Genomic DNA, 11,969 nt, shown 5'->3' with positions numbered 1-11,969 from the left:
TAGGTTGCTCCCGGTTGCGCCAAGCGCCCGCAGTTCTCGCACCCTGATTTTTCCTAATCTCTCCCAATTTCTTGTAATTTCTTGTAGTTTCTCGCCGATTTGGCCCACTGTTGCGATCGCACCAGGAGCTTTCAGCATGCCCCAAGTCACCCTCTCAGCCCTAATCACCGGCTTGCGAACAGGAACCGCCCTCGCCAGTTTCCCTACGGATACGGTTCCGGCCCTGGCGGCTCGGCCCGATCGGGCCCCGGCGGTCTATGCCACCAAGCAGCGCGATTTCCAAAAGCCCCTGATTTTGATGGGATCCCAGCCAGCGGATTTGTGGCCCTATGTGGACGATCGGGCTGGTGACCTGGGCCAATGGCAGGCGATCGCCCAAGACTATTGGCCAGGAGCCTTAACGATCGTGTTGCCTGCCCAGAGCGATCGCCTGCCGCCAATGAACGACATCTTGGGCCCCACGCGCTCGATCGGGCTGCGAGTTCCCGCCTGTGAAGTGGCCAAGGCGATTTTGGCGCAAACGGGGCCGCTGCTCACCACCAGTGTGAATCGATCGGGACAGCCTCCCCTGCGGACGATCGCAGACATTAACCGGGAATTTCCCGAACTGTTGACCCTCAGCCCCGATGAAGTGGCCGCTATGGGTGATTCGGAAGTGGGTTCCGGCGAACCATCCACCGTGGTGCGCTGGGGGCCGACGGGCTGGGCAGTATTGCGCCAAGGGGCCATCCAATTTCTTGGCTAAGATTATTTCTTGGCTTGGCTAAGATTATTTCTTGGCTAAGATGCTGGATCGCATTAACTATCCCATTGGGGCGAGACGATTCATGGGGGCGATCGATGGGCAATTCATTCGATGAGCAATTCATTACAGGTTAATTGGGGCGATTGATCGGCAAGCAAATCACAAATTCCGTCCCCTGACCGACTGTTGATTTCGCCTCCAAGCTTCCCCCATGGATATCCACCACAATTTGGCGAGCGATCGCCAATCCCAGCCCCGTTCCGCGGCCCACTGCTTTAGTCGTAAACGCCTGATCAAAAATCTTGCTGATAATTTCCTCAGGAATTCCCACTCCGTTGTCAGCGATCGTGACTTGAACAGTTGCTTGATCGGAAGTGACGTGAATGGAAATTGCCTGAGCAGCGGCGGTTAATGCTTCAAAACTATGCCCTTGACTGGCTTCATCCAACGCATCGATCGCATTGGCTAACAAATTCATGAAAACCTGGTTCAGTTGCCCCGGAAAACAATAAATCTCGGGCACTGGATCATAATCGGTTGCCACATGAATCGCTGGTCGGTGATCATTACCCTTCAGGCGATGGCGCAAGATCAAAACTGTGCTGTCAATGCCTTCACGCACATCAAACAATTGCTTATTTTCCGTATCCGCTCGGGAGAAGGTTCTCAAACTCTTGCTGATGGCACGGATTCGATCGCCACTTTCCTTCATGGCCCGAATCAGTTGCATGGCATCATCGCGCACATAGTTCAAATCCACCGCTTCCAATTCCGCCTGGATTTGGGGGCTGGGATTCGGCAACTCCTGAGCATAGAGATCCAGCAAACCCAGAAGATCCTCAATATAGATTTGAGTTGCGTCAATGTTGCCAATAATGCAGCCGATCGGATTATTGATTTCGTGGGCCACTCCCGCCACCAAACTTCCCAAAGCTGACATTTTTTCACTTTGGACTAGCTTTAATTGTGCTTGCTGTAAGTCCGTGAAAGACTGTTGCACCTGCTGATAAAGCTTGGCATTGTTGAGAGAAATAGCCGCTTGCGTGCAAAGGAAGTTGAGAATAATCACTCGATCGTTGGTGAAAACTCCAGCGGTTAGCCGATTTTCCAAATACAAACAACCCAATAACTGTCCTTGATTGAGGATGGGCAAACAGAGCACGCTCTTGGGCTGGTATTGATTTAAATAGTTCCCAATGACTGGCAAATTTGTGACTAAATCATCAATAACGACCAGTTCTTGGGTGTTTTTCACATACCGAATGAGCTTGGCCGGCACTTGGCCATGATCGGTTAAAGGATCATTTCCAAGTTGGGTTAACTTCAGCGTGGCAGTGGCGCGTACTTGCCAGTTTTCACCATCATCAGCCAATACTAAAACACAGCGATCGGCTCCTGAGTTTTGCAAAATAATTTGGGTGAGTTGCCCCAGCAGTTCCTCTAGTTGAATGGTGCTAGAAAGGGCCTGCGATGCTCGCAAAATACTGGCAAAGTCCAAGGTTTGGTTAAGCCGAGCGCTACTGGCGCTTTTGCGCGTGCTGCCGGATGTCGTGGGGCTAACCGAAGTGAGCGTCATCAACGTGTTGAGGAAATCAACCGAGGTGGAACTCGCCTGAAGAATTGGCCGCAACAACTTGGGATAACGAATTTCCAGATCTCGAATTTTGGCTTTGGCTCCCCAGCGGGCATAGCAATAGTAGGCTTCCTGAAGATAAACAGCGGCAATTTTCTCCTTGCCCCAATCCAGATAAAACTTCGCAGCGAGTTCATTCGCCAGGGCCTCTTCCTGGAGATACCCCATGCCTTTGGCATTGGCGATCGCCCAATCATAGGACTCGATCGCCTCAGGATATTGACTGGTGATGCGATCGGTTTCTGCCTTCACTAAAAAGTAGAGATGTAGGAAATTTTCAGGACAGTTATCGGCCCAAATTTTGAGTTGATCACGATAACGAATAATGGTTGTCCAATCCCTGGCTTTTTGTTCCTCAGGTGTTTGCTCATATCGAGCAGCTAAGAGCAGCGCATAAACAAAACAGTGATGAACATAGGGCAACAGCCCTTGAGGAGCCACATTAATAATTTCTGATTCCGCCTGCTGACCGTAATAATAGGCTTCTTCCAGTTGATCAAAAATCAAAAGAACTTGAGTGCGCAGAATATTAAAAATACAGATAACTTGCCAATTTTTGTGAATCCGGCATTGTTCTAAGTAGGCTAACTCTGACTGAATTTTGCCCCAGCCGATCGATAAATCCGTTGGGTCATACTCAGGGTCTAGGAGGTTGGCAACCACCGACAGACCACCCAACATCAGATCGATCGCCCACTGATTTTTATGCTTGCGACTAAAGTTTAAATATTCTGTAATTTCATCAAATAGTTGATCTAGGGGCAGGCTTTGATAAAACCGGCAATACATGTTGTGACCAAAAGCATAGGCCGCGTATTGCAAATTACTCGATTCCAGCCCCACTCGATAGGAAGATAGATAATCTTCCGTGGCAATTTTGAGGGGGTCTGACCAATGACGCAAGGAGCTACCAATCATCAGATAAGCCACACTTTCAGCGGACTTATTATTAAAAGCCTGAATTAGCTGAAGGGTAATATCCAGCAATTGATCAGTACCTTGATAGTTATTCAAGGCATAGCCTCGTAGTCCACCAAACGCCGGATAGATATAGCCAATTTCCGGTGTATTGCCATATTGCAAACAAAGATTTACTGCTTTGGCACAAATGACCGACCACAGCCGTTGATGGGAGCGATAGGTGGGCGGTCCCATGCTAATTAATAGCTTGATGGCCATTTTTTGCTCTGGCTCAGTCATGATCGGTAACTGAGTGAGCACCTCAAAAGAATTGTGATTGGCCAATGTTTTAGCTTGGTCTAATTCTTGAGCCAAGGCCGCTTCCAAGTGATCAACAGGCAAATCAATCTCCAACAGGGCTAAACCTTGGCGGCCCGCTTGAATCGCTTCGGGATATTTGGCTTGCAAGGTATATTGCAAGATCGACATGTTGTAAACATCGGCTTTTTCCAAGGAAGTTTTGGCCTTGCCCAAGGCTTTTTGAATCCAGATTTCTGCTGCTTCCAGGTTGCCATTCAAATACTCAATCTCCGCTCGTTCTTTATCGAGCCTAAAACTGAGGTCATAGTCTTTTTGGGCGATCGTCTCCGGCAGTAATTTGATCGCCGTGCGAATGTAAGTCAAGGCGGCCGCATAGGCGGTGGCAGCTTTTGCTTTACAGCCGGCCAAAAAATTTAATTGAGCTAATTCTCGCTGTTGGTTGGGGGCTGCAATGAGCGCTTGACCCACGTTGAGGTGGTTAACAATTTCAAAGATCCGCTCTTCCCGATCGCGCTCTGAAAGTTGCTCCAATAGCAACCGACCCACACAAAGATGGGTTGCCTGTTTTTGGTCATCATCAATCAAGGCATAGGCCGCCTGTTGAACGCGATCGTGCAAAAAGCGATAAACAGCTCGATCGCTCACTGTGGTTTCTGTTTCCGTCGCTTCTGGTGTTTCTTGACCCAAATAGAATTTATAAACCTCGCTTTGGGGCAAAATTAATCCCTCTTGCAACGCTTTCCAGAGGGCTGCGGCGGTCTCCGTTTCTGACTGTTCAGAAACAATGGCCAAGGTGCTCAAATCAAACTGGTTGCCAATACAAGCGGCTAGCTTCAAAACCCCTTGAGTGGCCGCAGGCAACTTCTGAAGCTGCAAAGCCATAAATTCCACCACATTGTCCGTCAAAGACAGGGTGCTGATGGGCGCTAAATCGCATTCCCAAACGCCTTGTTCTCGGTCAAACAAAATGTAGCCATCTTCTTTGAGAGCCTTCAAGAATTGGGCCGTAAAGAAAGGGTTTCCTTGAGTACGAAGATAAATTAGCTCCGTCAGCAGGCGCGATCGATCTAAGCTGCAATGCAGAGTTTCCGCCACCAACTGGTTAGTATCGCGAAACCCTAGGGGGGCAAGGGTGATTGTTTGAAGTGTGACTTCTGCTTTTTTTAGTTCCTCAATGGTCAGCATTAAGGGATGGGCAGACGAGACTTCATTGTCTCGATAGGTTCCCAACAGCAAAAGATAGGGATGACCATCCATTAAAATCTTAATGAGTTGTAAAGAAGCTGAATCAGCCCACTGCAAATCATCCAGAAATAAAACCAGGGGATGGGTCGCTTGGGTAAAGATTTGGAGGAAATTCTGAAAGAGCAAGTTAAATCGATTTTGGGCCGCCGCTCCGGATAACTCCGGAGCCGGTGGTTGCGAACCAATGATCCGCTCTAATTCAGGAATCACTTCAATCAGTACCTGCCCGTTGGTTCCAAGGGCCGTCAAAATTTTGGTGCGCCATTGGGCAAGTTGTTGATCGGATTCTGAGAGGAGCTGCCCCATCAAGTCTCGAAACGCTTGAACAAAGGCCGAAAAGGGAATATTGCGATTAAATTGATCAAACTTGCCCTTGATGAAGTAGCCCCGTTGTCGCACGATCGGCTTATGGACTTCACTAACCACGGCAGTTTTGCCAATGCCGGAAAATCCCGCCACCAAGATTAATTCCGAGGCTCCTTGGGCCACGCGATCGAATGCATCCAAAAGGGCTTGAACTTCTGGTTGGCGACCGTAAAGTTTTTCAGGAATCAAGAACCGATCGTTTAAGTCCCGATCGCCCAAGGAAAAAACTGCCACCCGCCCTTGAAGGGCATATTGGTTGAGACAATGCTCCAGGTCATGCTTCAACCCCAAGGCACTTTGATAGCGATCTTCCGCATTTTTGGCCATCAACTTGTTGACGATCGCCGCCACCATGCCAGGAACCTGGGGGTTCAACCCATCCACCGCTGGCGGAACTTGCGTCATATGGCAATGAATTAGCTCTAGGGGATCTTGACCCTTAAACGGCAATTCCCCCGTCAACATTTGATAGAGCGTGACTCCTAAGGCATAAAAATCAGCTCGATAATCGATCGCCCGATTCATGCGGCCCGTTTGTTCTGGAGCCAAATAGGCGAGGGTTCCTTCTAAGCTTTTAGGGCTTTGGAGGGATTGGGTTTCCTTGGGCAACAGAGAAGCAATTCCAAAGTCAATTAACTTGACTTGCTTGGAAGTGGGGTCAATTAGAATATTGGTTGGTTTAATATCTTTATGAATAACTCGATATTGATGCAATTCATGGAGAATTCCAGCCAAATTAACTGCAATTTCTAGAATTTCAATGAGCGTGATTGTGTTGTCTTGGAGATATTGAGCAAGGGAAATTGCTCCAAAATCTTCCATCACCAACCCATATCCATTGCCGCAGGGAATTAGGCTGAGGGGGTGAACAATTCCATCAATGGGTAAATTTTTTGTGACCGTATATTGATTGCGAAACTGCACCAATTCTGCAAAACTCGGATACTCCTGAGACAGAACTTTAATAATGACCGATCGCTGGGTTGCCTTTTCCACTGCGCGATAGACCAGTGTTCTTGCGCCTTCATACATCAGCTCAAGAACCTGGTATGCCGGAAGATGGGCGATCGCTGGGCTGGTGGAACCGGGCGCACTCGTCATGGGTTCAGACTCAGGGAAAGTAGTGTCACGGGAATTTGAGAAGCCCGAAACTTGAGTGTAGGTCACTGTCCTAATTACTGCTTTAGTATAAAGAAAAATTTTGATTTGCCATTCCTCATTCCCGGCTAAACTGGCTCCTGAAATGGGGATTGACTAAACCAATTCTCATTTAGCCAGAATCAGAATTTTTGCCATTTTGAGAGATCAAGGACTGAAGCAAAAATCTTGATTGCTGTGCTTCAGACTTTTATAAATTAAGTGAGATGGCGATCATTGCCGAATGGGATGATATGGTTGAACGAAACGATTTTGAATGAATTTCAGATGTTTTCTCAGAGAATTGTAATATTTCTTCAATATTTCCTAGAAATTTTACCCTGATTAGATCAATAGATTAACCATTAATTGGGGCTATTCTGTAACTTTTTTTACACTGCAAATTTGAGTTTTGAGTCAATTTTCAGCAATTATGAGTTTTCTACTCGGCAACCTTGCTAAAAAAGCTACATCGAACTTGAAGAGACAGTGCTAATTCGATTGGCAAATCCAAGCTGCGATTCAGCGGTTGGTGATGATAGCTCACTAGTTAGCAACAATTAGTTGCTTACTGAAACTATTTCGTTGCAGTTTGCACAAGGCTAAGGCTCGCTGGATTTTTGATCCGGTGACCCGATCTCATGGATTAAGTTAATAAGTTAAGTTGATAAGTTAAGTTAATTAGTCGATTTAATTTGGCGATCGAGCGGGAATGGCCATGAACCCATGACCACCTCCGCAGGGCCTGAGGCTCGAAGGCGCTCAAAGCCAGGGGGAGCGATCGGGGAGCGGGTTCATGGCCCATGGCAACGTTACTTCCAACCGGCGCGATCGAGCAGTTTGAGAGCCGCCTCGTTGTTGCGGCCAAAGGTGGTGGCGCTCACGGTGGATTCCTTGAAGGTTCCCAGCTTGGCCAGCTCCGGATCCAAAGCCACACCCTTCAGAACGGGATATTCATAGTTACCCTTGGCAAAGAGTTCCTGGGCTTCGGGACTCAGTAAATATTCCATGAACTGAATGGCCCCCTCGGGGTTACGGGCATTTTTCACCAGGCCCACTCCGCTGATGTTGATGTGGGTTCCCCGATCGCCCTGGTTTGGGAAACAGACTCCAATTCGTTGGAAGGCGGTGCGCTCTTCCGGTTTGGTGGACTTGGCCAAGCGCACCAAATAGTAGGTGTTGGAAATGGCGATCGAGCCGATGCCCGCTGCACAGGACATGATTTGCGCCGTGTCATTGCCTTCCGGGGGCCGCGCAAAATTCGCCACCATGCTGCGGGCCCATTGTTCCGTCTTAGCCTCGCCATGGACAGCAATCATTTCGCCCACCCAGGACAGGTTGTAGATGTTGCTGGAGGTGCGCACCAGAATTTGGCTGCGCCACCGGGCATCGACCAGCGCTTCATAGGTGCTGAGTTCCGAAGGTTGCACCTTTTCTTTGTTGTACATAATCACGCGGGCCCGCTTCGACAGGGCAAACCACTGGCCTTCCGGGTGGCGCAAATTTTCTGGAACCGCGCTGTAAAGGTTGGGGGCCTGGGTGGCGGTCACCGATTGAAACAACCCTTCCGCCGAAGCCCGCCATAATCGCCCCGCATCCACCGTTAACAACAAATCCGCTGTGCTGTTGCTGCCCTCTGCTTGGATCCGCTCAATGAGCTTGTCGGCATCATCGGAGATATATTCGATTTTGATGCCGGTTTTGCGCTCAAACCCTTCATAAACAGCCTTGTCGCTGTCGTAGTGACGGCCGGAATAGAGCCGCAACACTTTTGGGTTAGAGCCATTGCTGGAACTGCTGTTGGTGTTGTTGGAGGTGGATGAAGATGGGGTGCAACCCTGGGCGATCGCAACGGCAGCGGTGGCCATTGAGCTGGTCGCCAAAAAGGCGCGGCGGGTCAAACGTCTCATGGAAGCTGGCAATGTCGGGTTGATGAAAATCCGGTTCGGGGCGGTTGTCAGTCTGGGCAGGGAGATCGGCCGTTGTCGTGACCCAATTCCAGGGTCTGCCGCTAGGGCACTGAGCGCCTGGGATGGTGGGTCGATCGAGGATTGCCGATGGCTGCTGGCGATCGCACCTCGGCCGGATAATCGGCGTTTTGATTGAAGTATGAGCCTAGCATTATTGCAATTAATTCTCAGTCAAGCTTAACAAAAGATTGTCTGAAGCCAGGACTGGGTAATGAATGATCATGGAATTATGAAATGAATCACTAGACCTTTTGTATCAATCAAGACCCTCACCCTAAATCCCTCTCCCAAGTCGAGAGAGGGACTTGATCACCAGTCCCGAGATCGCTGTAACGCAATGGTTCTGGCTCCCCTTCGCCTAAGGAGGGCGAAGGGGGTGGGGGATGAGGGCTGCTAGCCGATTCGTGTAAGAAGTTTACTGAGCAGGCTGCGGAGCCGTTCTCATTTCTATTCATAACTTTTTTCAAAAAGTGATTAATGATGATCAACCATAGGCGATCGCGCCGGTTTTGGCTGAGGGGTTTGGGTGCTCTGGCCTTGGCTACGCAAGTCAATGGCCGATCGCTGGCCAGGGCAGAAGATTCTCCCTTGTCGCCATTGCCAACGGCCAACCCGGTGCGGCCCCTGCTGCGGCCGCGATCGCTCCGACCCGGCGATACGATCGCGATTGTGGCTCCGGCGGGGCGCGTTTCGGCAGCCGACCTACAGCAGGGCTGGCAGTGGTTGACTCAGCAAGGATTTCGGCTGGTTCCGGGGCGACATTTATTCGATCGGGATGGTTATTTGGCCGGGCGCGATCGGGATCGGGCGGCGGATTTAAACCGGGCCTTTGCCGATCCCCAAGTGGCGGCAATTATTTGTGCGCGCGGTGGGTGGGGCTGTGCGCGGATTTTGCCCCTGCTGGATTGGGAATTGGCGCGATCGCACCCTAAAATTCTCCTGGGCTTCAGCGACATCAGCGCCCTGTTGTTGGCCTATTACGAGCGATCGGGCTTGGTCACGTTCCATGGCCCCGTGATCGCTTCTCGCTGGAATGCGTTTTCCACGGCCGCTTGGCAACAGGTTTTGATGGCAGGGACAGCGGCCACTCTCCAAAATCCGCCCCAGCAAACCCACCGAGTGATTCACCCCGGCCAAGCCCAGGGCCCCTTGGTGGTGGCGAATCTGTCGGTGTTAGCGGCCATGGTGGGATCCACCTATCTTCCCCAGTGGGCGGGCAAAATTTTAGTGGTCGAAGAGGTGGGCGAGCCGGTCTATCGGGTCGATCGCCTGTTGTCGCAACTGAAGCTGGCGGGTTTGCTGGAGCAGTTGGCGGGGTTTGTGTTTGCCCAATGCACGCGCTGCGAGAGTCCGGGCGATCGGGAGCCGGCCCTTTCCCTCAACCGCGTGCTGGATGATTGGATTCGCCCCTTGGGAATTCCCAGTTGGCAGGGGTTGGCCCTGGGCCATGTGCCCGACAAGCTCACCCTCCCGATCGGAATTTCGGTGGCGATCGATGCCGAGCGGGCCACGCTGCAATTACTGGAAGCCCCTGTGGAGCTGCTGGAATCTCTCGATCGCCGTTAGCCCAAGTCCCCCTAAGCCAAGGAAACCGCGCAGAGCAGTTCCATGCCGTTTTCGCTCGAAGTAGCAGTTAATTGCCCATCCATCGATTCGATCGCCAACTGAGCCACCCACAGGCCCATCATCGGTGATAGCTGACTGTGGGCCGCCATGGCCCGCAGATCGGCCAAACTGTGGGCAACGGACATCCCCGGATCCATCAAGTCGATCGGGTCGCTCCAGGTTTCCAGCGCACAGGTGGTTTGAATTTGAATCTGAACAGTTTGCTCAATCACTGAGGTGCGTAGGGTAATCGGCCCCTTGTCGCCAATTTGGGCAAGCTGTGTAATCAAACCATCCACCACCAATGCCAAAGACTGGCGCATTCGCTTGGAATCCACCCACACATCCACCTCGGGTGGTTCCTCAAAATCCAAGCCAATGTTGCGGTTTGCCGCCTGTAAATAGGTCAACCCTTCCACGTCATCCAAAATGAGGGACAGGGAAACAACTTGAAAATCCGGCTCAATGGCTCCGTTATTAAATTTGGACACTTCAATCAGCCGATCGAGCAAATTCACCATCCGTTGAGCCGCGTGGTTGGCATCGGCCACGCACTGGCGTTCCTCCTCCAAGTCATCACAAAGATCGTTCAAAATCATTTGGTGCAGCCCGATCGCGCTGCTCATGGGCGATCGCAACTCATGGGCTGTCCGGGCCAAAAATCCTGCCTGAAACGCACCCCATTGTTTCGCCAAATGATAGGCAGCGGCTAAGGCTGAAGTGTCAGCATTTGACGGGCTGGCATTTTGGACTTGATCGATGTTGGATGGCTCGATGTTGGATGGATCAGCATCCTGGGCATCGGCATCGGCACTTGCAGCATCTTTTTCGGCATCCGGTGAGTTGGCTGCAACCTCAGCCATTTCCGAATGGATCCCAGGATGGATTCCCACCGCGATCGGTTGCAATGTGGGTGCGACTGACAAGACTTGCGATGCGGTTGTTTCTGATAATGATGCCGGACTGGTTGAGCGTCGCAGCGCCCCATAAAACCCAATGCCGATCCCTACGATCAAACTCGTCCAGTCTGGCCAACTCATGACTGCGCTTTCATTCCGCTAGTTGAACTAGGGCCGATTCAAATGCTCAAATCCAGTGCTTCGGCCTAGGGTTGCAAGTTGGTGCTCCAATTCCAGGGTTCACCAACGATTCACCAGCAGTTCACCAGAGATGCAAATCTAGACCGGCCCTCGCTGGGGCTTTGTGGAGGGGCCACATGGGCGATCGCCCCATCCGCCCGCCTTGGTTTTCGAGACTCCGCCACAGCGTTGATGCCTAGCATTGCACAGGGATCTTACAGATTCATAGGGTTTTCGCCCATAACTCACTGCCAGTTCCCAGGGGCGATCGAGCCTTCAATTGAGCCTTAGAGGGAATTGAAATGCTCCATGAACGACTCCTGATCGGGATAGATTTCAAACACCCGATCCATACTTGTCAGGTCAAAGAGCATCTTTACTTGGTCATTGATTGAGCAAAGGTAGAGCTTGGCTCCGGCCGATCGAGCCGTTTTCAAGGCTAAAACCAGGGCCCCCAGCCCCGAACTATCCATGAAAGACACATCTTGAAAGTCAACCAGGATATGTTGCATCCCTGATTGAACCTGATCGCTCACTTCTTGACGGAAGGGGCCAGCTTGTTTGCCGTCCAAAATACCGAAAGGCTGCACGATGCTTAGGCGATCCATTGCTGCTATTTAGGAATTGACACGCTAGGGACTTCAAACGATCGATCTGGGCCAGGGGAGCAAACACCGGCTCGATCGAACCAGAACCTGCACCCGCTGCCAGAATTCTCAGAACAACCTGACTAAGACAGACTAACTGACCCGGGCAGATTGATCAGTACGAACTGGTCAGCACCGGCCAATTAGCACAAACTAATCAGCACAAACTAATCCAGATAGGTGGCTCAGGGTGGGATGCTGAGGCGCTTGACTACGGCGCTTGATCGAGGCGACTGATTGACGATTGATCATGGCTATTGATCATGGTTGATCACTAACTCATCATGCCTAGCCCATTTCAGGCTTCCACGCAACTCTGCA

Annotated in this window: 6 protein-coding genes; 2 read left to right on the top strand and 4 right to left on the bottom strand. The window is 50.9% G+C overall.

What is annotated here, in order from left to right; genetic code table 11:
• Positions 1-136 precede the first annotated feature (136 nt).
• Positions 137-745: an L-threonylcarbamoyladenylate synthase gene (locus VPK24_RS15685; protein ID WP_393014739.1), complete on the top strand. Its 609-nt coding sequence runs from the start codon at positions 137-139 to the stop codon at positions 743-745.
• Between the two features lie 130 nt (positions 746-875).
• Here VPK24_RS15685 and VPK24_RS15680 read toward each other — a convergent pair whose 3' ends face one another.
• Together VPK24_RS15680 and VPK24_RS15675 are read right to left on the bottom strand one after the other, a co-directional pair.
• Positions 876-6,311, bottom strand: coding sequence for a trifunctional serine/threonine-protein kinase/ATP-binding protein/sensor histidine kinase (locus tag VPK24_RS15680; RefSeq protein WP_393014737.1), 5,436 nt, complete (start codon positions 6,309-6,311; stop codon positions 876-878).
• Between the two features lie 848 nt (positions 6,312-7,159).
• Complete coding sequence (locus tag VPK24_RS15675) at positions 7,160-8,257, bottom strand: Fe(3+) ABC transporter substrate-binding protein (protein WP_393014735.1); 1,098 nt, start codon at positions 8,255-8,257, stop codon at positions 7,160-7,162.
• A 597-nt stretch (positions 8,258-8,854) separates the two neighbouring features.
• Here VPK24_RS15675 and VPK24_RS15670 point away from each other — a divergent pair.
• Complete coding sequence (locus VPK24_RS15670) at positions 8,855-9,883, top strand: S66 peptidase family protein (protein ID WP_393014733.1); 1,029 nt, start codon at positions 8,855-8,857, stop codon at positions 9,881-9,883.
• An 11-nt stretch (positions 9,884-9,894) separates the two neighbouring features.
• Here VPK24_RS15670 and VPK24_RS15665 read toward each other — a convergent pair whose 3' ends face one another.
• Together VPK24_RS15665 and VPK24_RS15660 are read right to left on the bottom strand one after the other, a co-directional pair.
• A complete protein-coding gene (locus VPK24_RS15665; protein ID WP_393014731.1) occupies positions 9,895-10,785 on the bottom strand; it encodes a sensor histidine kinase in 891 nt (296 codons plus the stop codon).
• Between the two features lie 503 nt (positions 10,786-11,288).
• Positions 11,289-11,609 (bottom strand): STAS domain-containing protein, encoded by a 321-nt coding sequence (locus VPK24_RS15660; protein WP_099535598.1) that lies wholly within the window; start codon positions 11,607-11,609, stop codon positions 11,289-11,291.
• Positions 11,610-11,969 lie beyond the last annotated feature (360 nt).

The sequence above is a fragment of the Limnothrix redekei LRLZ20PSL1 genome (genome assembly GCF_043235035.1).
Taxonomy (GTDB): Bacteria; Cyanobacteriota; Cyanobacteriia; order CACIAM-69d; family CACIAM-69d; genus CACIAM-69d.
This window is presented reverse-complemented; position numbering and strand designations above follow the sequence as displayed.

Bases quoted from the DNA above. Each gene is read 5' to 3' on its own strand.
- VPK24_RS15685 (WP_393014739.1), top strand. From the start codon at position 137: ATGCCCCAAGTCACCCTCTCAGCCCTAATCACCGGCTTGCGAACAGGA.
- VPK24_RS15680 (WP_393014737.1), bottom strand. From the start codon at position 6,311: ATGACGAGTGCGCCCGGTTCCACCAGCCCAGCGATCGCCCATCTTCCG.
- VPK24_RS15675 (WP_393014735.1), bottom strand. From the start codon at position 8,257: ATGAGACGTTTGACCCGCCGCGCCTTTTTGGCGACCAGCTCAATGGCC.
- VPK24_RS15665 (WP_393014731.1), bottom strand. From the start codon at position 10,785: ATGGCTGAGGTTGCAGCCAACTCACCGGATGCCGAAAAAGATGCTGCA.
- VPK24_RS15660 (WP_099535598.1), bottom strand. From the start codon at position 11,609: ATGGATCGCCTAAGCATCGTGCAGCCTTTCGGTATTTTGGACGGCAAA.